This is a genomic window from Solirubrobacter pauli, from assembly GCF_003633755.1.
In the GTDB taxonomy this organism is placed as follows: domain Bacteria; phylum Actinomycetota; class Thermoleophilia; order Solirubrobacterales; family Solirubrobacteraceae; genus Solirubrobacter; species Solirubrobacter pauli.
Genome location: NZ_RBIL01000002.1, coordinates 1,990,737 through 2,015,046 on the forward strand (window position 1 = coordinate 1,990,737; position 24,310 = coordinate 2,015,046).

A 24,310-nucleotide genomic window follows, 5' to 3' on the forward strand; every position below is an offset into this window, starting at 1 on the left:
GGTCCGCGGCCGTATGGCGTTCCGCGACGAGTTCCCCGTCCTCGAAGGCCTCGCGTACCTGAACGCGGGCACCGACGGCCCGATCCCGCGCGCCGCTGCGGAGGCGGCGCGCGCCGAGCTCGACCAGCAGGTCGGGCAGGGGCGGCTGATGCCGCACTTCATGCGCCGGCACGAGCTCGGCGACGAGCTGCGCGCCGGGTACGCCCGGGCGATGCACTGCTCCCCGGAGGACGTGGCGGTCACGAGCGGGACGAGCGCCGGGCTCGGCGCCGTCCTGGCCGGGCTGGACATCGGTCCCGGTGACGAGATCGTCACGTCCGACGCCGAGCACCCGGGTCTGCTCGGGCCGCTGATCGCGGCCCGTCACCGCGGCGCGACGGTGAAGGCCGTGCCGTTCGCGGAGCTGGCGAACGCGGTGAGCGCCCGCACGACGCTCGTCGCCGCCTCGCACGTGAGCTGGATCACGGGCGAGCTCGCCCCCGCCGAGCTCCGGGACGTCCCCGTCCCGGTGATCCTCGACGGCGCCCAGGGCACCGGCGCGGTACCGGTCGACGTCAAGCAGCTCGGCTGCGTCGCCTACGCCGCCGCCGGCCAGAAGTGGCTGTGCGGCGCCGACGGCACCGGCATGCTCTACCTGGACCCGGCGTTCGGCGAGCGCGTGCGCACGATCAACCCGACGTACTACTCGTTCGAGGACACGAGCCACGGCCTGGAGAGCACGTTCAAGGGCAGCGCGAGCCGCTTCGACCTGCCGCTGCCACGCGAGGCCGTCGCGCTCTCGAAGTATGCGCTGGACGTGCTCGAAGCCGAGGGCCTGGACACCGTCCTCGCGCGCTCCGCGGACCTCGCCGAGACGTTCGCGACCCGCCTGGCCGAGGCCGGCTACACGGTCGCCCCGCGCGGCCGCACGACGCTCGTCTCGTTCGAGGTCAAGGACCCCGAGGCCATGCGGGAACGCCTGGGTGAGCGCGGCGTCGCCGTCCGCAACCTGCCCGGCACGCCGTACCTGCGCGCGTCCGTCGGCGCCTGGAACGACGAGTCCGACCTCGACCGCCTGCTCGAGGCCCTGAAGTGAAGAGCGTGTGCGTGTACTGCGGCGCGAGCCTCGGCGCGGACCCCGCGTACGCCGACGCCGCCCGGCAGGTCGGCACGGCGCTCGCCGAGCGCGGCGTGCGCGTCGTCTACGGTGGCGCGTCGGTCGGCCTGATGGGCCTGGTCGCCGACTCCGCGCTCCAGGCCGGCGGCGAGGTCGTCGGCGTCATCCCCCAGGTGCTCGTCGACAAAGAGGTCGCCCACCCCGGCCTGACCGAGCTGCACACCGTCGGGAACATGCACGAGCGCAAGGCGCTGATGGCCGAGCTCAGCGACGCGTTCGTCGCGCTCCCCGGCGGCATCGGCACCCTCGAGGAGCTCGTCGAGGTCTACACCTGGAGCTACCTCGGCATCCACGACAAGCCGTTCGGCCTGATCAACACCAAGGGCTACTACGACGGCTTCGCCGCCTTCCTGGACCACGCGGTCGACCAGGCGTTCCTGCGCCCCGAGGTGCGCCGCCGGCTCACCGTCGCGCCGACCCCCGAGGAGCTGCTCGCGACGTGGAGCTGACCTGGTGGCAGCGCGGGGCGATCTACCAGGTCTACCCGCGCTCGTTCCAGGACTCCAACGCCGACGGTGTCGGTGACCTCGCGGGCGTCCGCCGCCGCCTGCCGTACCTGAAGTGGCTCGGCGTCGACGGGATCTGGCTGTCGCCGTTCTACCGCTCGCCGATGGCCGACTTCGGCTACGACGTGTCCGACCACACGGACGTCGACCCGCGGTTCGGCACCGTCGAGGACTTCGACGCGCTGGCGCAGGAGGCCCACCGCCTCGGCCTCAAGCTGATCCTCGACTACGTCCCGAACCACACGTCGATCGAGCACCCGTGGTTCACCGAGCACCCCGAGTACTACCTCTGGGCCGACGCGGTGCCGAACAACTGGGTCTCGAACTTCGGCGGCCCGGCGTGGAGCCCGCACGGCGACCGCTTCTACTACCACGCGTACCTGCCCGAGCAACCCGACCTGGACTGGCGCAACCCGGACGTGCGCGCCGCGATGCTCGACGTCCTGCGCTTCTGGTGCGACCACGGCGCCGACGGCTTCCGGATCGACGCGCTGCGCCAGCTGATCAAGGACGACCAGCGGCGCGACAACCCCGCCAACCCGAGCTGGCAGGAGGGCGACGACCCGTACTCGGCGCTCTTCCCCGACTTCACCACCGACCGCCCCGAGGTGCAGGACGCGATCCGCGACTTCCGCGCCACGGTCGGCGACCGCCTGCTCGTGGGCGAGCTGTACCTGCCGATCGAGCGGCTCGTCGCCTACTACGCGTCCGGCCTGGATCTGCCGTCGAACTTCCACCTGCTCTCCACCCCGTGGACGGCACACGACGTGGCCGAGCTGATCGAGCGCTACGAGGGCGCGCTCCCGGACGGCGCGTGGCCGAACTGGGTGCTCGGCAACCACGACCGCCCGCGGCTCGCGTCCCGGCTCCCGCCCGGCCACGAGCGCGCGGCCGCGACGCTCCTGCTCACCCTCCGCGGCACGCCGACCCTCTACTACGGCGACGAGATCGGCATGCGCGACGTCGCGATCCCGCCCGAGCGGCGCGTCGACCCGTGGGTGTTCGGCAACCGCGACCCGGTCCGCACGCCGATGCAGTGGGACGCGTCCGGCTCGTTCACCGACGCCGAGCCGTGGCTGCCGTTCGCCCCCGACCATGCGCGCGTCAACGTCGAGGCCCAGCGCGAGGACCCCGGCTCGCTCCTGCAGCTCTACCGACGGCTCCTCGCCGCCCGCCGCGGCTTCGCCGACGCGCCCTACCGCACGCTCTCGGGTGGAGGACAACGTCCTCACCTACGCCCGCGGTGAGGCCCTCACGGTCACGATCGACTTCGACACCGGCGCGACCGATCTCCGCAACGCCGCCGGCGCGCCCGCGTTGTAACCCTCAATGGTGCGCCTCCTCCTCGCGGTCTGCGCCGCGCTGCTGTGCCTGCCCGCGAGCGCCGACGCCGCGCGGCTCGTCAACCGCGGCGGCACGCTGACCTACACGGGCACCGGAGCGCAGGATCGGCTCACGGTGCGGTCGACCGGCGCGACCGTGCGCGTCAGCGCGCCCACGCCGCTGCACGGGCGCGGCTGCACGACGATCCGCACCGGCACGGCCGTGTGCCGGCGTGTGCGACGCGTCGTCGTGCGCACGCGCGGCGGAGCCGACTGGGTGGACGTCCGCCGGCTGCGCGTGCGCGCCGTCGTCTTCGGGGGCGACGGCCCGGACAGGCTGGAGGCGTACACCGGTGCGACCGAGCTCCGCGGCGGCGCCGGCGACGACGCGCTGTACGGCAGCGACCGCACGGTCTTCCGCGGTGGGCCCGGGATCGACGCGGTGCAGACCACGGACGCGTCGTCGCGGATCGGCGGCGTGCACCTGGCGCGCGACGTCGAGGACGTCGTGGTCGCGTTCTGGCGGCTTCCGGACCAGCCGCCCGGCCCGGTCACGCTGACCGGCAGCGACCGCCCCAACCACCTCACGACCGGCGAGGACCACGACACGGTCGTGGGCGGTGCCGGCCGCGACGTCATCCGCACCGGCGGCGGCGACGACACCATCGACGCGCGTGACGGCGAGCCCGACCGCGTCGACTGCGGGACGGGCGCCGACACGGTGCTCGCCGACGCGATCGACCAGCTCGCGGACTCGTGCGAGCGCGGGGACCCCGTTCTGCCGCCCCCGGGCCAGGCGACCCTCGTCAACCGGGACGGCACGCTGACCTACACCGCCGGCCCGGCCGCGTCGACCTCGTTGAGCGTCGCCCCGTCGATCACGCCGGGCTACGACGTCTTCGTGTCCTCCCCGCAGCAGCCGATCGCGGTCGAGGGCTGCGTGATGACCCGCGCCTACGATTGCGCCGGCGTGCGCCAGGTGGTCGTCCTCGGCGGTCCCGGCAGCGACGCGGTGCAGGCGACGGTCCCCGTCACGGTCCACGGTGGCGCCGGTGAGGACACCCTCGTCAGCTTCCGCGGCGGGCTGCTGGACGGCGGGCCCGGGGACGACTCGCTGACGGCGCACCGGGCCGCGACCTTGCAGGGCGGCAGCGGGATCGACACCGCGTACCTGAGCCCCGACACGCGCGGGCCGCGCTCGATCACGCTGGACGGCGTCGCGGACGACGGGCTGGCGGGCGAGGGCAACAACGTGCTGCCGGACGTCGAGGACGTCATCGCCGCACTGCCCTACGACGCGGACGTGCCCCGTCCGACCGCCGGTCCGGTGACGATCGTCGGCTCGGACGCCGCCAACCACCTCTGGGGCGCGCAGGGCGACGACGTGATCGTCGGCGGCAAGGGCCGCGACGAGCTCTACGGCGGCGCAGGCGACGACCGGCTCGACGCGCGCGACGGCGAGGCCGACCGCGTCGTGTGCGACAGCGGCGACGACGTCGCGCTCGTGGACCCGGTCGATCTCGTCTCGGCCAGCTGCGAGCGGATCAGCCGCGTGCCAGCTGCGTGAGGAAGAGCGCCTCCGTGCGCGCGATCGCCTCCAGCTCGGCGAGGTCGACGGACTCGTTGGCGGCGTGGATCTGCGCCGCGTCGGAGTCCTGCGCGCCCCAGAGGACGATCTTGGCCTCCGGGTAGACGTCGGCGAGCCGGGCGACGAGCGGGATCGAGCCGCCGCTGCCCATGACCGCGACGGGCTTGCCGTACGCGGTCTCCAGCGCCGCGGCCGCGGCCGCGTCCGCCGCCAACGCGAGCGGCGAGGACGCGGGCTCGACGTCGATCTCGAGCCGCGCCTCCCACGGCGCGTGGGCGCGCAGGTGACGCTCGACGGCCTGCATCGACGCGACCGGGTCGGCGCCCGGCGGGACCCGCACCGCGACCTTCGCGCGCGCCGCCGGGATGACGATGTTCCCCGCGCCCTCGACCGGGGGCGCGTCGAGGCCGAGGACGGAGATCGCGTGGCGCGCCCACAGGCGGTCGCCGACGCTGCCGCTGCCGACGAGCCCGACGCCTTCGAGCACGCCCGCCTGGCGGCGGAAGTCGGCTTCGGGGAGGTCCGCGCCGTCCCACGCGCCGTCGGTGAGGCCGTCCACCGCCACGTCGCCGGCGTCGTCGTGCAGGCTCGCGAGCAGGCGGGTCAGCGCGAGCAGCGCGTCGGGCGCGGCGCCGCCGAACTGGCCGGAGTGCAGCGCGTTCTCGAGCGTGCGGAGCGTGACGGTCAGCTTGCCGTGGCCGCGCAGCGTCGTGCACAGCGTCGGCTCCCCCAGCTTCCAGTTGCCGCCGTCGGCGATCACCAGCACGTCGGCGCGCATGAGGTCGGGCTGCGCGTCGACGACCTCGAGGATGCGCTGGCGCCCGTTCTCCTCCGAGCCCTCGATCAGGACCTTGGTGTGCACCGGCGGCGTGAAGTCGAGCGCGCGCAGGGCGGCGAGGTGCGCGACGACGCCGGACTTGTCGTCGGCGGCGCCGCGCCCGTACAGCCGCGTGCCGCGCAGGGTCGGCTCGAACGGGTCGCTCTCCCAGCCGTCGGCCGGTGCGGGCTGCACGTCGTAGTGCGCGTACAGCAGGACCGTCGGGCCGTCGCCCGCCGCCCCGTATTCGGCGTAGACGCTCGGCGCCTCCCCGGGCACGTCGACGTAGCGCGAGCCGGGCAGCAGGTCGCGCACGAGCGCAGCGGCCTCGTGCAGCGGCTCGGCCGGGTGGCCGTCGAACGCGACCGACGGGATGCGGACGAGCCGCTCGAGGTCCTCACGCAGGCGTCCGGCATCAATCGGGTCCATCGCGGGCACCTTAGAGGCCGTGGTCAGCCTGGTCCTGCTGCTGTTGCTGGTCGCCGCGGGCGTGCTGGCCGCGCGGCGCTTCCGCGCGCTGCACGCGGACGGCTCGCGCACCGGGCAGCGCTGGGCCACCGCGGAGGCCGTGGCCGAGGTGGACGGCGACGCGGGCGCGCTGATCCGCCGCGCGCTGCTCCAGGTGACGGGCGCCGAGACCTCCGAACGCTTCGAGCGACGCGTGACGTTCGTGGCCACGCCCGAGGCGAACGTGGGCTTCACCGTCACGGCCCTCGGCGACGGGCGCACGCGGGTCGCGATCACGGTCGCGGGAACCTTCACCCACTCCGAGCTCAGCGTCCGCCACGGCCGCGAGCGCGCCGATCTGGCCCACGCGCTGGCGCAATGGCTCACACAGCACGGCGACGAGGCACACGTTCGTCACACTTGAACGCGTGACCGATGTGCTCGAGGGCGCTCATATTGCCGGGTGCCGGATCGAGTCCGTGGCCGGTCGCGGTGGGATGGGCATCGTCTACCGGGCGACGCAGCTGTCGCTCGGGCGCCCGGTCGCGCTGAAGCTGATCGCGCCCGAGCACGCCGCCGACTCGGACTTCCGCGAGCGCTTCCAGCGCGAGTCGCGGATGGCCGCCGCGATCGATCACCCGAACGTCATCCCCGTCTACGAGGCGGGCGAGGAGGACGGCCGGCTCTACATCGTGATGCGGTGGGTCGAGGGGACCGACCTGCACAAGGAGCTGCGCGCGCACGGGCGGATCGACGCCGAGCGCGCCGCGTCGATCATCAGCCAGGTCGCGGGCGCGCTGGACGCCGCCCACGCGGCCGGGCTGGTGCACCGCGACGTCAAGCCCGCCAACGTGCTGCTCAGCGGCGACCACGCCTACCTCGCCGACTTCGGGCTCACCCGCCTGGCGAGCGCGGAGACCAACGTCACCACCGGCGGGCACTTCCTCGGCACGGTCGACTACATGGCGCCGGAGCAGTTCAAGCCCGGCCCGAGCGACGCGCGCGCCGACGTCTACGCGCTCGGCTGCGTGCTCTTCGCCGCGCTCACCGGCCGGCCGCCGTTCATCCGCGAGACCGTCCCGCAGACGATGCTGGCGCACCTGCACGACCCGCCGCCGGTGGCGATCGGCGCGGGGCCGGAGTTCAACCGCGTGCTCACCCGCGCGCTGGCCAAGGACCCCGCCGACCGGTACCCGTCGGCCGGCGACTTCGGGCGCGCCTCGCTGGCCGCCGCCGAAGGCCGGTCGGTCACCGAGGAGGAACGTTCCGTCGCGCGCGGCGCGGCCGCCCCCACCATGCGCCGCGACGACGCGCTGTGGGCCGTCCCCACCCCGACCGTCGACGGCGTCGCCGCCGGCCCGGACACGTCCCCGCTGCGCACCTACCGCGCGCGCAAGCGGCCGCGCTGGCTGCTCGTCGGGGCCGCTGCGGTGCTCGCCGCGGGCGCGATCGGCGTCGCCGCGATCCCCGGCGACAGCGACGAGATCCCGCCGCCCGGCTCACCCGTCAGCGAAGCGCAGGTCGAGCGCCTGGCACGCCAGTTCGCCTCCGCCTACTCGGCCGAAGACTCGGCCAAGATGTCCCGCCTGCTCACGTCGGACGCGCAGCGCGTGTTCCCCACCGACCGCCAGCGCGGCCGGGCCGAGGTGGTCGCCGTCTACCGCGACCAGTTCGCCCGGAACCCGCAGCGCGAGTTCGTGCTGGAAGGGCTCGAGGCCGAGGGCGGCCCGATCGGCCGGGCCACCGCCCGCTACCGCACCGGCGCGACCACCGGCACGATGACCTGGGACGTGATCCTCGAGCGCGGCAAGCCGCGGATCACGATGATCGCGGCCGAGCCGGACTAGCACTCACGCTGGATGACCAGCGTGACGGTCGTGCCCTTCTCGACGGGCGTGCCGGCGTCCGGGCTGGTCGAGCAGACGTGGTCAGTGCCCGGGATCACCCGGTCCAGCCAGCTGCCGCGGTCGTCCTCGACGGTGCGCAGGCCGACCTTGCCGATCGCCGTCTTGGCCTGGTCGAGCTCCTGCCCGACGACGTCGGGCACGTCCACGCGCATGTCGCGCTCCACGCGCACCGCGTCGGTGGCCGGCCGCCGGCCGGGCGACGTGGCCGTGACGTCGATGACGTTGCCACCCGGCTCGAGCGCGACCTCCTTGGAGAACTCGCCGCCGTCGACCTCGGCGTCCTCCCCGCCGATGCGCACCGCCGCGTCCGCCGGGCTGACGGTCCCCTGCACCATGACGCGGTCCTCGCGGACGCTGCCACCGTCGTCCGGGAGGTCGAGCTTGAGCGTGACGCGGGCGTTCGCCGCCGGCTTGGGTGCCTCGCCGCAGGCGGTGACGAGCAGGCCGGTCGTGAGGAGCAGGGCGAGGACACGCACCCGATCGATGCTACTTGCGGCTTGTCACGCCGGGATAATCGGGCGCGTGCCCCTCGCCGCCCGTGCCCGAGACGTCATCGAGGCGAAGCTCTCGCCCGAAGGCACGCGGCGCGCGACGCTGTTCGAGCAGCTGACGGTTCGCCGCGTGCGATGGGAGACGCTCGTGCGCATGAACCGGTGGCTCTCGGCGATCGGCAAGGTGGCCACGACGATCTACTGCTGCGTCATCGCCGCGCTGGTGATCGGAGTCGACATCCGCCCGACGGTGCAGGATCTGCTGAACTCGGGCCGGCGGATCGAGCACGTCGCCGTGCTCGCGATCCTGCTCCCGACGCTGATCTTCCTGCTCGCCCGATCGATGATCGGGTGGTTGCGCTGGAAGGTGCAGCGGGAGCTGTGGCGCCGTGATGTCGAACGACTGGGAGGTACGTCTTGAAGCGCGCGATCTTCGTCGCACCGTTCGGGGAGCTGTCCGAGCCCCGTGTGGTGGCCGAGCTGGCCGAGCGGACCGAGGCCAACGGCTGGGACGGGTTCTTCGTCTGGGACCACATCGCCTACAAGCCGCCCGTGCGCGAGCTGGCCGACCCGTGGGTGACGCTCGCGGCGGTGGCCATGGTCACCGAGCGGGTGCTGATCGGCCCGCTGATCACGCCGCTGCCGCGCCGCCGGATGCATCAGCTGGCGCGTGAGACCGTGTCCCTGGACCGGCTCAGCAACGGCCGGCTGGTCCTCGGCGTCGGGATCGGCAGCGAGACGACCGGCGAGTTCGACCCGGAGCGCTTCGGCGAGGAGCCGGACATGCGCGAGCGCGCCCGGCTGCTCGACGACGGGCTCGAGCAGCTCGTGCGCTACTGGGACGGCGAGTTCGAGCCGCGGCCGGTGAACGGGCGCATCCCGGTCTGGGTCGGCGGGCGCTGGCCACGCAAGAAGCCGATCGCCCGCGCCGCGCGCTGGCAGGGGTTCTTCCCCGTCGAGACGGAGTCCCCCGAGGACGTGCGCGCGATGGTCGAGACGCTCGGCGAGGGCTTCCCGATCATCGTCACCAACCCGCCCGAGGTCGACCCCGCGCCGTGGTTCGAGGCCGGTGCCGCGTGGTGCCTGACCGGGTTCGGCCCTGAGCCCGACCGCGCCGACGTCGAACGCGTCATCGATGGCGGCCCCTGAGCGCTCGTTCGTCGTCACGGGCGGCGCGGGCGGGATCGGGCGCGCGATCGCGGCGCGGCTGGACGGGCACGTCGAGGTGCTCGACCTCGCGCACGGCCACGACGCCGCCGACGAGGCGGTCGCGACGGCCGCGGCGACGCGCGCCGAGGCGGTCGCGCCGCTTGCCGGCTGGGTCAACAACGCGGCGGTGTTCCGCGACGCGTGGCTGCACGAGGAGCCGGTGCTGGACCTGATCACCGCCAACCTGGCGCTGGCGGTGACGGGCTGCCGCGTGGCCGTGCGGCACTGGCTCGAGCACGGGCGCGCGGGCGCGATCGTCAACGTCTCCTCCCACCAGGCCGCGCGGCCCGTGCCCGGCGCACTGCCGTACGCGGTCGCGAAGGCGGCCGTCGAGGGGCTCACGCGCGCGGTCGCCGTCGACTACGGACCGCGCGGCATCCGCTGCAACGCGGTCGCGCTCGGCTCGATCGCGACGGCGCGCTCGGACGCTCGGCCGGAGCTCGCCGAGGAGCTCGAGCGCCTGCACCCGCTGGGCCGCGTCGGCACGGCGGAGGAGGTCGCGGACGTGGTCGCCGCGCTGCTCGCCCCGGGCTTCGTCAGCGGCGCGGTGCTCCCGGTGGACGGCGGACGGTCCGCGCTCGGACACGATCCGGAGGCCCGGCGCCTTCCCTGACGCGACGCGGCACACTTCCGAGGCGATGAGGCGAACCGTGCGGGAGCGGCCTGCCGAGCGCTCCGAACCTGCCGTGTTGTCGCGCCGCGCGACGGTCACTCCCTTCGACGGCGTCCTCGAGCTCCAGCGCTCAGCCGGGAACGCGAGCGTCGCCGCGATGCTGTCCCGCCAGGCGGCGCCCGCGGCCGAGGCGACCGCGCTACCGACCGCCGAGGAGCTCACCACGCGGATCGCCAACTGCATCGGCGTGTGGGAGACCAACCGCGGCGGTGACGCGCCCAACCCGACGGAGTCCTCGCTGGACACGGTCGCGGGCATCAAGGCGTCGATGGCGACGATCGAGCAGGCGACGATGCCCTACGCGCTCGACGCGCTGCGCCGCCACAGCTCCCTGCGCAAGCTTGCCGAGCCGGAGCTGACCAAGGAGGAGATCGACGCCGCGATCCTGCGCGTGCAGGCGGTCCCGACGCTGCTCACCGCGGTCAAGAACGCGTCCGACGCCGGCACGAGCGCCGACGACTTCATCAAGGCCCAGCAGGGGGCGATCACGGCCACGGGGCTCGGGGACGAGCACGTCAAGACGATGTTCGGCGCGGTGACGCTCAAGAGCACCGTCGATGAGAAGCACGGCGAGTTGAGCAAGACCAAGACGCCGAAGGCCGCCGCCGAGGAGATCCCCGAGGCCGACCGGATGGGACTCGGCGTCGGCTCGTTGACGTCCTACATCCGCGACCCGAAGAAGTGGGGCGAGAACCGCGCGGCGTGGCAGCGCCTGGCGGTCGACCTGATGCCGGGCAACGTGGGTGCGCGCGTGAACGCCGTCGCCACCTCCTCCGGCGGGACCGCGCTCGCCGGTCCGGTGGTGCGGGCGCGGGTGGACGCGCAGCTGGCCAAGACGCCGCAGCCCTCCGAGGAGGAGCTCGTGAAGGCGGTCGGCGAGGCCAACAACCCGCGCGAGACGGGCTACGGCGCGAACATCTGGGCGACCTACCAGCGGCTGTACTAGCCGCGCGGCTCGAGCGTGGCGGTGAAGTTCGAGCGCGGGATCGGGAAGCCGACGCTGACGTAGCCCCGGCCCTCGTGGCGGAAGCTGGTGTAGATGCCGACGTAGATCGGGTCGCCGGTGTCGGCGAACGTCCTGATCCAGCCGCGGATGTCGATCTGGTCCTCCGCGAACGAGATCGTGTCGATCGTGCTGACCATCCCGCGCTGGGCCTCCTCGATGTTCGAGGGGATCGCGGCCTGGCCGAGCGGCTCGGCGACGACGCGCTTGAACAGCTCGTACGCGGGCTTCATCCAGGTGCGCCACTCGGGGACGATCGAGAGCTTGAAGCGGCTCGTGTGCTCGTAGAACTCGCGGATCCGCGGGTGCACGAGCGCCGCGTCGAACTCCGGGCCGTTCAGGGCCTCGAGGCTCGCGAGGATGCCGACATCGGGCGGGTTGCGCACGAACGTGCCGCCCTCGAGCTGCGCGAGCTGCTCGACGTAGTCCGCGCCGACGCGCCTCGTGCGCGCCTCGAACGGGACGACGTAGCGCAGCTCGTCGGCCGGGACCGCCTCGGCCATGATCCGGACCAGCGGACGCCGGCGGTAGGCGATCGCGGCGAGGCAGCGGTAGGTCAGGGCGGTCAGCGCACCGGCGAGCGCGGCGTCGTCGACCAGCAGCCCGACGGCCACGCCGACCGCCAGGCCGAGCGCGAGCTTGAGCACGCGCAACCCGAGCGCGCCCGCCAGCGCGCCGACGAGGATCGCGACCGGCAGCGGGTCCAGTGCGACGCCCAGCGCGGCCCCGAGCAGCGCGCACAGCAACGTGCTGGAAAGGATCCGCCCCCACAGCGCACCGGGCTTGGCGAGCGCGCTGGCGGGGGCGACGACGAGCGCGCCGACGACCGCCCCGGGCGCCCCGGCCAACACCGCGCCGGAGCTCGCGCCCAGGGCCGCGCCCCAGATCGCCCCGTCGCGTGTGCGGTGTGGGTTCGCCACGCCCGGCAGGCTATGCGCCCGTCAGCCGCGGCGCACGTCCCGGCCGTGCACGTTCGCCGAGAACTGCGCGCCGTCCTCGAAGACGAGCTGCCAGCGGGACGTCTCGAGGGTGACGTGCGAGACGCCCGCGGCGTCGCGGCCGGTGCGGCGCGTGACCGTCCGCACCATCCGGGCGGGCGCGCGGGCGTCGACCTGCACCGGCGCGCCGGTCGGATCCTCGGTCGTCGGCGTCTCGGCTACCCAGCCGCGGTCGGTGACGCGGACGAGCCGCACATGACCGCCGGCCGCGACACGGGCCTCGAGCCGGTCCGCGCTGACGCGCAGCGACTCGACCCGGCCGCTCGGCAGCGCGCGCAGCGCCCGTTCGAGCGCGACGGCGCGCAGCAGCGAACGGCCGTCGGCCGGAACGGTGCGCACGTTCGCGCCGTCGCGCAAGCGCTGCACCAAGTTGCTCCCCGTGCCGGCGCCGTAGAACGCCGACGCGGCGACGACGCCCGCGAGCAGCACGCGCGTCATCACCCGTCGGGGGCGCGGGCGGCGGCCGCGTCGGCGTGCGCGTGGCGACGTCGCCACGGGCTGCTCCGCGGTGGGCGGGGCGGGGATGGCGGGCTGCTCGACGGTCGGCGCGAGCACGGGCTCCGGCGCGTCCACCGGCGCCCCGGCGATCGTGGCCACGAAGTCCGGCTGCATCACGAGGCAGCGTGGAGCCCGCGGGGGCGCGCGTCAAGGCCCGGCGGACAAGGGTCGTAGCGCCCGCGTCGCACATCGCTTGACACGTGTAACCACGCGCGGAATGATGGCTTCGAGTTTTGTCGGTCAAACGGCAGAACTCGGTTCGTATCCGAGTCTTCGAGGTGGGAGAGATCTTGTCCGCACGCCTTGTCCAACGGCGTCTGCGCGGCGCGGCCCTGGTGGCCGCGCTGACCGCGTCCGCCGGCCTTGCCGCGCCGGCCGTCGCCGCCGTCCCGCCCGGCCCGAACGGCGAGGCCCCGCGCCCGTCGGCGGCGACCGGCGCGACCGTCGCGGCGCCGGCGGTCACCGGTCCGATCGCCCGCACCTCGCCCGTCGGCGACGCCGCGCACGGCTACCCGTTCCTGGCCACCGACGTCGACCTCGCCAAGGCGGGCTACGTCGAGGAGGAGTACGTCATCTCCGGGCAGGCGACCCGGTACAACGCCAACGGCAACACGACGGCGACGGTCACGAGCACCGGGCATCCGTACAGCACGCGGATCGTCGTGCGACGGCCCGTCGCGCCCGCCAAGTTCAACGGCACCGTGATCGCCGAGTGGACGAACGTGAGCAACAACTGGGACCAGGAGGTCGACTGGTTCCAGACGCACGAGCACCTCCTGGAAGAGGGCTACGCCTGGGTCGGCGTCTCCGCGCAGCGCGTCGGCCTGCACTCGGCCACGGGCCTGAAGCTGTGGAGCCCCTCGCGCTACGGCGCGCTGGACCTCACGGCCGCCAACACGATCAACGACGACACGCTCTCCTTCGACGTGTTCTCGCAGGCGGTCAAGGCCGTCCGCAGCCCGGCCGCGGGTGTCGACCCGCTCGGCTCGCTCGCCGCGCCCGACTACGTCATCGCCACCGGCCACTCGCAGTCGGCGGGCCGCCTGCGCACCTACGCGAACTCGGTCCAGCCGCTCGCGAACATCGTCGACGCGTTCATCCTCCACGGCGGTGGCGGCGCGATGCGCACCGACCTGCCGACCCCGGTCTTCCGCATCAACTCCGAGGGCGACCTGAGCTTCGGCATCGCCAACGGCGCCCGCGCCGCGGACTCCCCCACGTTCCGCAACTGGGAGGTCGCCGGCGCGTCGCACGGCGACTGGAAGCTGATCACCGACTACGGGCCGCTGCGCAAGCGCGACATCGGCACTTACCCCGGCGGCTACCCGGGCGAGCCGCAGACCTGCACGCTGCCGTCGCTCTCGCGGATCCCGCAGCACATGGTCCAGAACGCGCTGACCGACCACACCTTCCGCTGGGTCGCCTACGGCATCCAGCCGCCGTCCGCGCCGGTCATCAGCACCGCCACCGCGGCGGGCGGCGCGATCACGCGTGACGCGCTCGGCCTCGCCCAGGGCGGCATCCGCCTGTCCCAGCAGGAGGCGGCGATCCGCATCAACAGCGGCACCAACAGCGGCGGCGGCTTCTGCGCCCTCGACGGCAGCTCGCTGCCGATGACGGACGCCCAGCTCGCCACGCTCTACCCGACCGTGCAGTCCTACGTCGACAAGGTCGTCGCGACGACCCTCGCGAACGCCGAGAAGGGCTACATCGTCGAGGACTTCACGCGTGACCCCGCCTGGTACACCGACATCCGCGACCTCGTCGACGACTACGGCTCGCGCATCGACGCCGCGGTCGGCACGCGCCTGAAGGCCTCCGCCGCCCAGGCCGAGGCCTACGGCACCGCCGACGACAAGTACACGGCGATCTTCTACCTCGAGGACATCGCCTCCCAGGCCACGAGCCGGATCTCCGACGCGGCCGTCCGCGACGGCGTCCTGCGTCAGGCGCGCGCGGTGATCGCCCTGCTGCAGGCGTCGATCGACAATCCCACGTCCACCTCCACCACCGGCACGGTCGGCGGCGCGGTCCCGGCGACGCTGGCCCTCTCGGTCGGCGCGCCGGCCACGTTCGGCACCTTCACGCCGGGCGTCGAGCAGGAGTACACGGCGACCTCCGACCTCAGCGTGACGAGCACCGCGGGCGACGCGGCCCTCTCGGTCTCCGCGCCGGGCTTCCTGACCAACGGCGCGTTCTCGCTCGCCGAGCCGCTCCGCGTCGAGCTCGCCAAGTCGGCCTGGACCGGCCCGACGTCCAACGAGAAGGTCGTCGCCACGTTCAAGCAGCTGATCAAGAAGAACGATGCGCTGCGCACGGGCGCCTACTCGAAGACGGTGACGTTCACGCTGTCGACGACGAACCCCTAGCGTGCGGTGGCGGGCCGCGACCGTGCGTCGCGGCCCCCGCCCGCGGGTCAGAGCACGCGGCTGACGCTGACGCGGGCGCCGTCGCGGGTCGTGAGCGTGATCGTCACGCGGCCTGAGCGGCGCTTGGCCTTCACCTTCACGGTGACGGTCCGGGCGGACGTCGCCTTGAAGGAGGCGCGGCCGAGCACGGTGGCGCCGCGCTTGACCGTGGCCGTCCCCGAGCACGCGCTCGGGCAGCTGATCTTGAGCTTGATCGCGGCGGCGGTGACGGACACGTTCCGCACCGACGGCACGGCCGGCGTGGCCACGGGCGGCGCGGTGGTCGTCGTCGGTGGGACCGGCGCGGGCGGGACCGGCGTGGGCGGTGGCGGTGGCGTCGGCAGGACCCCGCTCCCGCTGATCGCGACCGAGGCACCGGCCGCGCTCACCGTGGCCGTGGCCGCGCCGGCCACCGACGGCGCGAACCGCACCGACAGCGTGCACGCCTCACCACCGCGCAACACCGTCTGGGCCGTGCACGTGGCGCCGCTCAGCGCGAACGCGGACGAGCCCGTCAGCGCCACCGAAGCGACCGGCAGGTCGAGCGTGCCCGCGTTGGTCAGGGTGACGGCGCGGACCGCGTCCGTGCCCAGCTCGAGCGCGCCGAACGCGACGTTGTCGGCCGTGAGGGACGCCTCGGCGCCGGCCACGAACAGGCGCGCGATCCGGTCGTCGCCGAACTGCGTCACCCACACCGCGCCGTCCGGGCCGGACGCGATCGCGCCGGTCGGCCCGCTCGGGACGGCGAACTCCGTGACGACGCCGCCGGGCGTGATGCGACCGACCAGCGGCTGGTCCACGTAGCTGAACCACAGGTTGCCGTCGACCGCGCTCGTCAGCTCCCACGGCTCTGATCCGGCGGTCGGGACCGGGAACTCGGTGATCGTCCCGCTCGTGGAGATCCTCCCGACCGCGGCCGCTCCGGGCTCGGTGAACCACAGCGCCCCGTCCGAGCCGGCCTCGATCGCGAGCGGGTGCGCGGCGGCCGTGGGCAGCGGGAACTCGGTGATCGTCCCGGACGTGGTGATCCGGCCGATCGTGTTGCCGGCGTACTCGGTGAACCACAGCGCGCCGTCAGGCCCCGCCACGATCCCGTACGGCAGCGCCGCCGGCGTCGGCAGCGCGAACTCGGTGATCACGCCGGCCGGGGTGATCCGGCCGATCTTGCCGCCGTCGTACTCGGTGAACCACAGGTTCCCGTCCGGGCCGACCGCCACCACCGCCGGCCACGCTCCCGGCGTCGGAAGCGCGAACTCGGTCAGCACGCCCGCGGTCGAGATCCGGCCGATCCGGTTGCCGGACGTCTCGGCGAACCACAGCTGGCCGTCGGGCCCGGCGACGAGCCCGGCCGGCCCCGCCATCGCGGTGACCGGGAACTCCGTCACGACGCCGGCCGGCGTGACCCGCACGATCCGGTCGTCGAGCAGCCGCGGGTACCAGACGTTCCCGTCGGCGCCCACGGCCAGCGGGCTGTTCTGCGAGCCGGACGTGGGCGCGGTCAGCTCGGTCACGCTCCCGACCGGCGGCAGCGCGAGCGCGGCGCCGGGGACGAGCGCGAGGACCGCGAGCGCGGCGACGAGACTGCGGCGAAGGAGCATGTCCCCCCGCCATCGACCCGCACCGGGGTGCGTTTGAGCCGATCCCGGCGATGGCCGAACATGCGGCCAGAACGACGAAGACCCGCCGGGGCGGGTCTTGGGAGTGGGCGATACTGGATTCGAACCAGTGACCTCACGCATGTCAAGCGTGCGCTCTAACCAACTGAGCTAATCGCCCCGCGACGGCCGACAGAGTAGCAACGACGACCGCGGATTCGACGGGCTAAGATCATGCGCTCACTCCGGCGCCGTGGTCGAGTGGCTAGGCAGCGGCCTGCAAAGCCGTGTACACCGGTTCGATTCCGGTCGGCGCCTCTGAGGCGAAGGCCCCGCTCGTGCGGGGCCTTCGGCGTTTCCGGGGCTACTTCGGGCAGCGCGTCAGCTTGGCCTGGCCCGGCGCCTGGCACTGGTCGGTGCGCAGCGGGGCCTTGCCCTTGCGGATCTGGAAGATCGTGACCTTGGTGATGTAGCCGGGCTTGGAGACCGCGACGCGGAGCTTGATGCCGGCGCGCAGGACCGTCTGGAACTGGGTGATGTGGACGACCTTGGTGGCCTTGGCGACCGACGTGCGGGGGCAGCCCTTGCCGGAGCAGGTGACGTCGATCTTCGCGCCCTTCGGGGCCTTGACGGTGAGCACGTCGATGTCGGCGCCGGTGGAGGTCAGCTGGCCGCGGATGCGGACGACCGGGAAGGGCTTGAGCATCTTCGGCTTACGCGTGTCGGTCGCGCCGAGGACGCCGCCGGCGGGGGCCGTCGCGGTCTCGCCCGGCGGCGGCAACGGCACGGGCTCGACCGTCTGGGCGGGCGGCGGCGGCGCGGGCGTGGACGTGTCGCCACCACCGACCGTGCCGCCGACGCCGCCGGTGACGGGCGTCGCGGTGGCGACCGGGGTCTTCGTGGGCGCCGGCGTCGGGGTCTTCGTGGGCGTCTTGGTGGGCGTCGGGGTCGGCGTCTTCGTCGGCGTCGGCGTCGGGGTGCGCGTCGGCGTCGGGGTCGGCGTGCGCGTCGGCGTCGGCGTCGGGGTCGGCGTGCGCGTCGGCGTCGGCGTCGGGGTAGGGGTCGGCGTCGGGACCGCGACCACGGCGGTCGCGGCCGAGAGCTTGTACGCGTAGTCGTTCCAGGCGCGGAAGGAGACGTAGGCGACGCGGATGCGCTTGCCCACGTCGCTGCCGTCCAGCACGTACGTGGCGCTGTTCTCGTTCGCCAGCCACGAGCAGCTGCTCTCGGTCGTGCTCGTGCAGCGCGCCCACTGGTAGCCGTACCAGTAGCCGTTGGTGCCCTTGCCGCCCTTGGCGGTCAGGGTCTGGCCCGAGATCGCGGAGCCGGAGACCGTGGGCGCCTCCGAGACGCTCTGCGCGCTCGCCAGCGACGGCCACGCGCACACCGCGATGACCGCCGCCACAACCGCCTTGATGGTGAAAGTTCGTGCTGACAAGCTGGCCGCGCCTCCCTGCGGGTCCCGTCTGTGTCCGGACAAGATGGACGGCGACGGGCCGCAGGTCAACTCGGCCACTTGTCCATACGAACGGTTAGGTGCTCAACACCCCCAGCAGCCAGGCGAGCACGTAGAGGACGGTGAAGGCCGCGACGAACACGACGAACCGGGCGAAGACCCTGCGCGCGAGCATCAGAACAACTCTCCCATCTGGACGATGACGTACCAGCCGGCGAAGAACCCGTAGAACGCGACGCAGAACATCAGCACGCCCAGGCGCGCGCCGCGCACGCGGATCGCCGACGGCAGCCCGTTGCGGTTGAGCTTGATCAGCAGGCACGAGTACACGAACATCACGATGCCGTTCAGGCACGCGGACAGCACGAGCAGGACGAGCGGCTGGTCCATGCCCGACAGCAGGACGCACACGCCGGCGGCGCACATGCCCCACACGACGAACGTGTAGAGCTTGGACTCGCTCAGGTTCTCGTTGTCGCGCAGGTGCAGCGTCTTGAGGACGTCGGAGACGACCCGCGCGACGTAGTCGACGACGCCGAGCGCCACGAGCATCAGCGACACGGTGCCGAAGATCCAGAAGAACGTGCCGAACCACGGCCCCACGACGTCCTTGAGGATCTCGCCCTCGCCCTTGATGAAGTCGAAGTCGGGGGAGTCGGACAGCTGCTGGTTGCCGACCGTGGAGTAGGCCAGCACGCTGAAGGTGATGATCGAGGCGAGGCAGATCGCCCAGAAGGAGACGAGCTGCTCCCGGTTGGCGACCTTCCACCAGCCCTTCCAGCGCCGGATGTTCTCCTCGTCCTGGCGCATCATCGTGCCGGTCGACGGCTGCGGCTCCGGCTCGCCGGTCAGCGGCGACTGGATCTTCGGCACGTACTTGCCCATGCCGAAGCCCTTCTCGCGGATCCAGTTCGACTGCACGAGGTTGTTCGCGCCGCCCGCGCCCGCGAACACGAGGCCGGCGAGCAGCACGGCGATCTCGACGTCGTCCATCGGCAGCCTGCCGAGGTTGCCGGCGTTGTCGCTCAGGTCACCCCACGCGGACAGCGGGATCGCGGCGATCACGGCGATCGCCAGGAACACGATCGTCAGGCCGATCTTGAAGAACTCCGCCGTCTCGAGCGCTTTGTAGACGACGGGCGAGGTCGTCAACGCGATGGCGATGGCTATGCAGACGATGATCGCGATCGTCGTCGGGTTGCCTCCCACCAGGTACGTGAAGGTGGTCGCGCCCGCCGTGCCCCAGCCGGGCCAGATGTTCGGCACGATCGCGCCGACGCAGAAGATCAGCCCCCACGGCTTCCAGTAGCGCGCGAAGCCGGCGATCGCGGTCTCCCCCGTGGCGAGCGTGTACCGCTCGATCTCCATGTTGAGGAAGTACTGCAACGTGACGCCCACGACGGCGAGCCAGAGGAACCCGATGCCGGCGTTCGTCGAGATGTACGGCCACAGGATGTACTCGCCCGAGCCGACGCCGACGCCCGCCAGGATCACGCTCGGCCCGAGGACCTTGCGCAGCGGCAAGGGCTCCGGCATGTCGGCGTATTCCATCGGCGGAAGCACGCCCGAGCGCGCTTCCGGCGCGTACTGCGCCTCGCCGGCCGGCGCTTCTCCCCGGTCGAAGCGACCACCCGTGCGGGTGGTCTCGGTCTCGGTTCCGCGTCCCACGGTTCCAGCCATGTCCTCACTCTCCCCTACGACCCTGCCCGGCCGCGGCCTTGTGTCATCGGACACATGGGTTAGTTGCCGAACCGCGAAAAGGTCAAACGTTCAGCTGCGGATCGGGCTCTCCCGGTTGACGCCCGGTCTGGTAACAAGCGCGGATGCAGATCTTGGTCACCGGCGCGCTCGGGAAGGTGGGTGCGGCGACGGTCCACGAGCTCCTCTCCGCAGGCCATCAGGTGGTCGGGTGCGATCTCGCGCCGCCCGTCTACGAAGGCGGCGAGCTCAGCGCCCACTACGTGCAGGCCGACCTCACCGACGCCGGCGACGCGTTCGCGGTCGTGCGCGGCGCCGACGTCGTCATCCACTGCGCTGCGCTCCCCGAGCCGACCCGCAACCCACCCGCGACCGTGTTCCGCAACAACGTGCTCGCGACCTTCAACGTCGCGGAGGCCGCAGTGCGCATGGGCGTCGACCGCGTCGTGCACGTCTCCAGCGAGACCGTGACCGGGATGGCGTTCGCCGAGCGCCCGTTCCATGCGCCGGTCGCACCGATCGACGAGACGCTCGAGAGCCGCCCGCAGGACCCGTACGCGCTCGCGAAGGTGTTCGGCGAGCAGCTGATGGACGCGTTGGTCGCCCGCTCGGACGTCACCGCCGTGTCCATCCGCCCCTCCTGGGTGCAGTGGGAGGGCAACTACGAGCGCTCCCTCCGGCCGTGGCTCAGCGACCCGCTGGGCTCGGAGCCGAGCGTCTCGTTCTGGTCCTACATCGACGTCTACGACCTCGCCCACGGCCTCCGCCTCGCCGCGGAGAGCGCGACGACCGGGCACGAGACGGCCTACGTCGTGTCCGCGGACAACGGCGCGGGACGCCCCCTGCGCGAGCTGGTCGCCCACCACTTCGGTGAGGGGGTCACGGTCGCCGAGCTCGCGCGCGAGGACGCGGGCGGGATCTCTTACGCGAAGGCCGAGCGGCTGTTCGGCTACCGGCCGGCGCACTCCTGGCGTGACTACCTGGCCGAGGACGGCACGCTGCTCGACGCCCCGCGCGAGCGGCTCGCGCGGGGTGAGACCAGCGTGCAGCGCGGCCGGGCCGCGCTGCGCGGTTGAGGAGCGTCCTAGGCGTTCAGCGGAACGTCCGCGGGTGCGCGCGGGGCGACCAGGCCGGCCGCCTCGTACGCGTCGTCCATGTCGAGCGTCTCCTCCTCGAGGAGGCGCTCGGTCAGGCTGTCGAGCTTGTCGCGGTTGTCGGTCAGCAGCTGCAGGACCTGCGCGTACTGCTCGTCGACGATCCGCTTGACCTCGCGGTCGATCAGCTCCTGCGTGGCCTGGGAGACCTCGGACACGCCGGGGAGCAGCGGGCCCTGGGCGTCGGACGGGATGACCGCGATCGGCCCGACCGCCCGGCTCATGCCCCAGCGGCCGACCATCTGGCGCGCGATCCCGGTCAGCTGCTGGATGTCGGACTCCGCCCCGGCGGAGATCGAGCCGTACACGACCTCCTCCGCGATCCGCCCGCCCAGCGCGACCTTGATCCGGCCGGTCAGGTAGTCCACGTCGTAGTTCGTGCGCTCGGCGTCCGGCGAGCTGATCGTCACGCCCAGCGACATCGTGCGCGGGATGATCGACACCTTGCGCACCGGGTCGGCGCCCGGCGTGAGCATGCCGACGATCGCGTGCCCGGACTCGTGGTAGGCCGTGCGGCGCTTCTCCTCCTCGGAGAGGACGATCCCGCGCGGCGCGCCGAGCACGATCTTCTCGAGGCTGTCGGTGAAGTCGATCCGCTGCACCTTCCCGTGCCCGCGTCGGGCCGCCAGCAGCGCCGCCTCGTTGGCCAGGTTGGCGATGTCGGCACCGACCATGCCCGGCGTGATCGCGGCGATGTCGTCCAGGTCGACGTCGGTGTCCAGCGGCAGGCTGCGCGTATGGACCTGGAGGATCTTCTTGCGCCCCTCCTTGTCCGGTGCCGGCACGGTGACGCGCCGGTCGAAGCGGCCGGGACGCAGCAGCGCGGAGTCGAGGATCTCGGGCCGGTTGGTCGCGCCCAGCACGATCACCGTGTCGCCCTGCTCGAAGCCGTCCATCTCCGTGAGGATCTGGTTGAGCGTCTGCTCGCGCTCGTCGTTGCCGCCGCTGAACGGGCCGCCACCGGACGAGCGCTGACGCCCGATCGCGTCGAGCTCGTCGATGAAGATGATCGCGGGCGCGGCTTCCTTGGCCTGCTTGAACAGGTCACGCACGCGGCTCGCGCCGATGCCGACGATCGCCTCGACGAACTCGGACGCGGAGATGCTGAAGAACGGCACGCCCGCTTCCCCCGCGACCGCGCGCGCGAGCAGCGTCTTGCCCGTGCCCGGACGCCCCGCGAGCAGCACGCCGCGCGGGATCCGCCCGCCGAGCTTCTGGTACTTCTCGGGGTTCTTGAGGAAGTCGACGACCTCGGTGAGCTCGCCCTTGGACTCGTCGATGCCCGCGACGTCGTTGAACGTGACCTTCGTGTCGTTGCCTTCCACGCGCCGCGCGCGTGAGCGCCCGAAGGAGCCGATCGCGCCCATCTGGCCACCCGCGGCCCGCCGGGAGAGCCAGACGAACAGGAAGACGAGCAGGATCACCGGGCCGAACCCGAGCAGCAGGCTCGTGAAGAACCCGCGCCCGTCGTTGATCGGCTCCGCCGAGATCTCGACCTTGTTGTCCTCGAGCAGCTTCTGCAGCCCGTTGTTGCTGTTCAAGGTCACGAACGCCGGGAGCTGCGTGTCGAAGTTCTTCGCCGCCTTGTCCTTGCTGTCCGGCGGGTACTTGACCGCGTTCTTGAACTCGCCGTCGATCGTCTCGCCCTGCGACGTGACCTTGACGACGTTGCCCTGCTCGACCTGCTGAATGAAGCCGTTGTTGGCCGCCGTGTTGCTGTACGGCACGGTGACGCTCGGCTTCGTGCCGGGCGAGATCACGGCCATCAGCACGTAGTTGAGGACCAGCAGGCCCAGCACGATGAACCAGAAGTTCCGCCCGCCGGGCATCCGGTTCATCCGACCCTCGTTGACCTTCGCTCCGTTCCCGGGCCGGCCCGCAGGAGGCTTCGCGTCTTGTCGCGGGGGCAGCGGAGTCCTGGGTCGCCGCTCAGTTGGGGAGTCCGCCATGAGATGAATGTACTGGGACCCCTTGAAGCTCGGATATGGATGGCTATAGTCATCGCCCGCAGCGCGGATGTAGCTCAGTTGGCTAGAGCGTCTGCTTGCCATGCAGAAGGTCGAGGGTTCGAGTCCCTTCATCCGCTCCTCACCGAAAGCCCCGGACACCCGGGGCTTTCGTCGTTCTCGGGATCGTTCGTGCGCACCTTCGACGTAGTGATCATCGGCGCCGGCGCCGCCGGGCTGATGTGCGCCATCACGGCCGCCGAGCGCGGGCGCCGGGTGCTGCTGCTGGACAGCTCGAACAAGCCCGGCAAGAAGATCCTGATGTCCGGCGGCGGGCGCTGCAACTTCACGAACATGTGGGCGGAGCCGGCGAACTACGTCGCGACCAACCCGCACTTCTGCAAGTCGGCCCTGGGGCGCTACACGCCGTGGGACTTCATCGCGCTGGTGAGCAAGCACGAGGTGCCCTACCACGAGAAGAAGCTCGGCCAGCTGTTCTGCGACAACCGGTCGAAGGACATCCTCAACCTGCTGCTGGACGAGTGCGAGCAGGCCGGTGTCGAGTGGCACGTGAACACCAGCGTGCGGGCCATCGAGAAGACCGAGGCGGGGTACGCGTTGGGCACCGACCTCGGGGACGTCACCGCGCAGTCGCTCGTGATCGCCACCGGCGGGCTGTCGATCCCGACGCTGGGCGCGACCGGGTTCGGCTACGAGGTCGCGCGCCAGTTCGGGCACAACGTCCTCCCCACGCGCGCCGGGCTGGTGCCGTTCACGGTCTCGGGCGAGCTGAAGGCGCTGTGCACGGAGCTGTCGGGCACGTCGGTGGACTGCGTGGCCGCGTGCAACGGGCAGAGCTTCCGCGAGAACCTGCTGTTCACGCACCGTGGGCTGAGCGGGCCGGCGATCCTGCAGATCTCCTCGTTCTGGCATCCGGGCGACGTCGTGGAGATCAACCTCCTGCCGGACCGCGACGCGCTGGAGTGGCTGCAGGGCCAGCAGGCGGCGCGCCCGAACAGCGAGCTGAAGACCGTGCTGGGCGAGGTCTTCACGAAGAAGCTGGCCGCCCTGCTCGCAGACCGCTGGTTCACGTCCAAGCCGATGAAGCAGCACACGCCGGCGCAGCTGCGCGCGATCGCCGAGCGGCTGAACGCGTGGAGGCTGGTGCCGGCCGGCACCGAGGGGTACCGCACGGCGGAGGTCACGCTCGGCGGGGTCGACACGCGCGAGGTCTCCCCGAAGACGATGGAGTCGCTCAAGAGCCCGGGCCTGTACTTCATCGGCGAGGTGCTGGACGTCAGCGGCCACCTCGGTGGCTTCAACTTCCAGTGGGCATGGGCGTCGGGCCACGCCGCCGCGCAGGTCGTCTGAGCAGATCGCGCCCCGCCGCGCAGTGTGCATCTCCACACTGAACACAAGCTTTAAGCGCGTGCGGTCG

21 protein-coding genes and 3 tRNA genes are annotated in these 24,310 nt (G+C 72.5%); 15 read left to right on the top strand and 9 right to left on the bottom strand.

All coding sequences use genetic code 11. The annotated features are described in order from the left end of the window. Positions 1 to 13 precede the first annotated feature (13 nt). From C8N24_RS28905 to C8N24_RS28920, 4 genes are all read left to right on the top strand, one after another. Positions 14 to 1,075 (top strand): aminotransferase class V-fold PLP-dependent enzyme, encoded by a 1,062-nt coding sequence (locus C8N24_RS28905; RefSeq protein ID WP_121256743.1) that lies wholly within the window; start codon positions 14 to 16, stop codon positions 1,073 to 1,075. Next, positions 1,072 to 1,605, top strand: a complete 534-nt coding sequence (locus C8N24_RS28910; protein ID WP_121256747.1) for an LOG family protein — start codon at positions 1,072 to 1,074, stop codon at positions 1,603 to 1,605. Before C8N24_RS28905 ends, C8N24_RS28910 begins: the two co-directional genes overlap by 4 nt. Continuing rightward, on the top strand, positions 1,596 to 2,909 hold the full coding sequence (locus C8N24_RS28915) for an alpha-amylase family glycosyl hydrolase (RefSeq protein WP_121256749.1): 1,314 nt from the start codon (positions 1,596 to 1,598) through the stop codon (positions 2,907 to 2,909). The genes C8N24_RS28910 and C8N24_RS28915 overlap by 10 nt, the downstream gene beginning before the upstream one ends. 85 nt (positions 2,910 to 2,994) lie before the next feature. Then, a complete protein-coding gene (locus C8N24_RS28920; RefSeq protein ID WP_170179496.1) occupies positions 2,995 to 4,551 on the top strand; it encodes a calcium-binding protein in 1,557 nt (518 codons plus the stop codon). Here the strand turns inward: C8N24_RS28920 and C8N24_RS28925 are convergent. Next, positions 4,529 to 5,818, bottom strand: a complete 1,290-nt coding sequence (locus tag C8N24_RS28925) for a M20/M25/M40 family metallo-hydrolase (protein WP_121256753.1) — start codon at positions 5,816 to 5,818, stop codon at positions 4,529 to 4,531. The genes C8N24_RS28920 and C8N24_RS28925 overlap by 23 nt on opposite strands. A gap of 19 nt (positions 5,819 to 5,837) precedes the next feature. Here C8N24_RS28925 and C8N24_RS28930 point away from each other — a divergent pair, with 19 nt between their 5' ends. Together C8N24_RS28930 and C8N24_RS28935 are read left to right on the top strand one after the other, a co-directional pair. After that, the gene (locus tag C8N24_RS28930; protein WP_121256756.1) at positions 5,838 to 6,260 is read left to right on the top strand and encodes a hypothetical protein; all 423 of its coding nucleotides are present in this window, start codon (positions 5,838 to 5,840) and stop codon (positions 6,258 to 6,260) included. A gap of 55 nt (positions 6,261 to 6,315) precedes the next feature. Further along, entirely contained in the window at positions 6,316 to 7,683 is a 1,368-nt protein-coding gene (locus C8N24_RS28935) for a protein kinase domain-containing protein (RefSeq protein ID WP_147448034.1), read from the top strand. On the opposite strand, the gene C8N24_RS28940 is transcribed toward C8N24_RS28935, so the two are convergent. After that, positions 7,680 to 8,219, bottom strand: a complete 540-nt coding sequence (locus C8N24_RS28940) for a PASTA domain-containing protein (protein WP_121256761.1) — start codon at positions 8,217 to 8,219, stop codon at positions 7,680 to 7,682. The two genes, C8N24_RS28935 and C8N24_RS28940, sit on opposite strands and share 4 nt — an antisense overlap. Before the next feature lie 46 nt (positions 8,220 to 8,265). Here C8N24_RS28940 and C8N24_RS28945 point away from each other — a divergent pair, with 46 nt between their 5' ends. From C8N24_RS28945 to C8N24_RS28960, 4 genes are read left to right on the top strand one after another with little or no spacing between them, the layout of a single operon-like run. Next, complete coding sequence (locus C8N24_RS28945) at positions 8,266 to 8,655, top strand: hypothetical protein (protein WP_121256764.1); 390 nt, start codon at positions 8,266 to 8,268, stop codon at positions 8,653 to 8,655. Continuing rightward, positions 8,652 to 9,383 carry an LLM class flavin-dependent oxidoreductase gene (locus C8N24_RS28950; protein WP_121256767.1) on the top strand — a complete coding sequence of 244 codons (732 nt, stop codon included), beginning with the start codon at positions 8,652 to 8,654 and terminating at the stop codon, positions 9,381 to 9,383. Before C8N24_RS28945 ends, C8N24_RS28950 begins: the two co-directional genes overlap by 4 nt. Continuing rightward, on the top strand, positions 9,370 to 10,056 hold the full coding sequence (locus C8N24_RS28955; RefSeq protein WP_121256770.1) for an SDR family NAD(P)-dependent oxidoreductase: 687 nt from the start codon (positions 9,370 to 9,372) through the stop codon (positions 10,054 to 10,056). The genes C8N24_RS28950 and C8N24_RS28955 overlap by 14 nt, the downstream gene beginning before the upstream one ends. 25 nt (positions 10,057 to 10,081) lie before the next feature. Further along, positions 10,082 to 11,062, top strand: a complete 981-nt coding sequence (locus C8N24_RS28960) for a hypothetical protein (RefSeq protein WP_147448035.1) — start codon at positions 10,082 to 10,084, stop codon at positions 11,060 to 11,062. Here C8N24_RS28960 and C8N24_RS28965 read toward each other — a convergent pair. Together C8N24_RS28965 and C8N24_RS28970 are read right to left on the bottom strand one after the other, a co-directional pair. Continuing rightward, entirely contained in the window at positions 11,059 to 12,039 is a 981-nt protein-coding gene (locus C8N24_RS28965) for a hypothetical protein (RefSeq protein WP_121256777.1), read from the bottom strand. The genes C8N24_RS28960 and C8N24_RS28965 overlap by 4 nt on opposite strands. Positions 12,040 to 12,060: 21 nt before the next feature. Continuing rightward, positions 12,061 to 12,729: a hypothetical protein gene (locus C8N24_RS28970; RefSeq protein ID WP_121256780.1), complete on the bottom strand. Its 669-nt coding sequence runs from the start codon at positions 12,727 to 12,729 to the stop codon at positions 12,061 to 12,063. A 176-nt stretch (positions 12,730 to 12,905) separates the two neighbouring features. Here C8N24_RS28970 and C8N24_RS28975 point away from each other — a divergent pair, with 176 nt between their 5' ends. After that, a complete protein-coding gene (locus C8N24_RS28975) occupies positions 12,906 to 14,984 on the top strand; it encodes an alpha/beta hydrolase domain-containing protein (protein ID WP_147448036.1) in 2,079 nt (692 codons plus the stop codon). Positions 14,985 to 15,031: 47 nt separating this feature from the next. On the opposite strand, the gene C8N24_RS28980 is transcribed toward C8N24_RS28975, so the two are convergent. Then, a complete protein-coding gene (locus tag C8N24_RS28980; protein ID WP_170179497.1) occupies positions 15,032 to 16,621 on the bottom strand; it encodes a virginiamycin B lyase family protein in 1,590 nt (529 codons plus the stop codon). Positions 16,622 to 16,725: 104 nt separating this feature from the next. After that, a tRNA-Val gene (locus C8N24_RS28985) sits at positions 16,726 to 16,799 on the bottom strand. A gap of 66 nt (positions 16,800 to 16,865) precedes the next feature. Between C8N24_RS28985 and C8N24_RS28990 the strand changes: the two genes are divergently transcribed. Further along, positions 16,866 to 16,936, top strand: a tRNA-Cys gene (locus tag C8N24_RS28990). A 46-nt stretch (positions 16,937 to 16,982) separates the two neighbouring features. Here the strand turns inward: C8N24_RS28990 and C8N24_RS34840 are convergent. Both C8N24_RS34840 and C8N24_RS29000 read right to left on the bottom strand, forming a co-directional pair. Further along, positions 16,983 to 18,023: a hypothetical protein gene (locus C8N24_RS34840; protein WP_211340173.1), complete on the bottom strand. Its 1,041-nt coding sequence runs from the start codon at positions 18,021 to 18,023 to the stop codon at positions 16,983 to 16,985. A 225-nt stretch (positions 18,024 to 18,248) separates the two neighbouring features. Beyond that, positions 18,249 to 19,754 (bottom strand): Nramp family divalent metal transporter, encoded by a 1,506-nt coding sequence (locus tag C8N24_RS29000; RefSeq protein WP_147448037.1) that lies wholly within the window; start codon positions 19,752 to 19,754, stop codon positions 18,249 to 18,251. 143 nt (positions 19,755 to 19,897) lie between these two features. On the opposite strand from C8N24_RS29000, the gene C8N24_RS29005 reads away from it, so the two are divergent. Beyond that, positions 19,898 to 20,848, top strand: a complete 951-nt coding sequence (locus C8N24_RS29005; RefSeq protein ID WP_121256792.1) for an NAD-dependent epimerase/dehydratase family protein — start codon at positions 19,898 to 19,900, stop codon at positions 20,846 to 20,848. An 8-nt stretch (positions 20,849 to 20,856) separates the two neighbouring features. Here C8N24_RS29005 and ftsH read toward each other — a convergent pair whose 3' ends face one another. Then, on the bottom strand, positions 20,857 to 22,764 hold the full coding sequence (ftsH, locus tag C8N24_RS29010; protein ID WP_245972004.1) for an ATP-dependent zinc metalloprotease FtsH: 1,908 nt from the start codon (positions 22,762 to 22,764) through the stop codon (positions 20,857 to 20,859). Positions 22,765 to 22,938: 174 nt separating this feature from the next. Here ftsH and C8N24_RS29015 point away from each other — a divergent pair. Together C8N24_RS29015 and C8N24_RS29020 are read left to right on the top strand one after the other, a co-directional pair. Beyond that, positions 22,939 to 23,012, top strand: a tRNA-Gly gene (locus tag C8N24_RS29015). Positions 23,013 to 23,082: 70 nt separating this feature from the next. Beyond that, on the top strand, positions 23,083 to 24,243 hold the full coding sequence (locus C8N24_RS29020; protein ID WP_121256797.1) for a BaiN/RdsA family NAD(P)/FAD-dependent oxidoreductase: 1,161 nt from the start codon (positions 23,083 to 23,085) through the stop codon (positions 24,241 to 24,243). The last annotated feature ends 67 nt before the right edge of the window (positions 24,244 to 24,310 follow it).

Coding starts and splice junctions, on each gene's coding strand:
- C8N24_RS28905 (WP_121256743.1), top strand. CDS start 14: ATGGCGTTCCGCGACGAGTTCCCCGTCCTCGAAGGCCTCGCGTACCTG.
- ftsH (WP_245972004.1), bottom strand. CDS start 22,764: ATGAACCGGATGCCCGGCGGGCGGAACTTCTGGTTCATCGTGCTGGGC.
- C8N24_RS28980 (WP_170179497.1), bottom strand. CDS start 16,621: ATGCTCCTTCGCCGCAGTCTCGTCGCCGCGCTCGCGGTCCTCGCGCTC.
- C8N24_RS29005 (WP_121256792.1), top strand. CDS start 19,898: ATGCAGATCTTGGTCACCGGCGCGCTCGGGAAGGTGGGTGCGGCGACG.
- C8N24_RS28925 (WP_121256753.1), bottom strand. CDS start 5,818: ATGGACCCGATTGATGCCGGACGCCTGCGTGAGGACCTCGAGCGGCTC.
- C8N24_RS28960 (WP_147448035.1), top strand. CDS start 10,082: ATGAGGCGAACCGTGCGGGAGCGGCCTGCCGAGCGCTCCGAACCTGCC.
- C8N24_RS28970 (WP_121256780.1), bottom strand. CDS start 12,729: ATGCAGCCGGACTTCGTGGCCACGATCGCCGGGGCGCCGGTGGACGCG.
- C8N24_RS28955 (WP_121256770.1), top strand. CDS start 9,370: ATGGCGGCCCCTGAGCGCTCGTTCGTCGTCACGGGCGGCGCGGGCGGG.
- C8N24_RS29000 (WP_147448037.1), bottom strand. CDS start 19,754: ATGGCTGGAACCGTGGGACGCGGAACCGAGACCGAGACCACCCGCACG.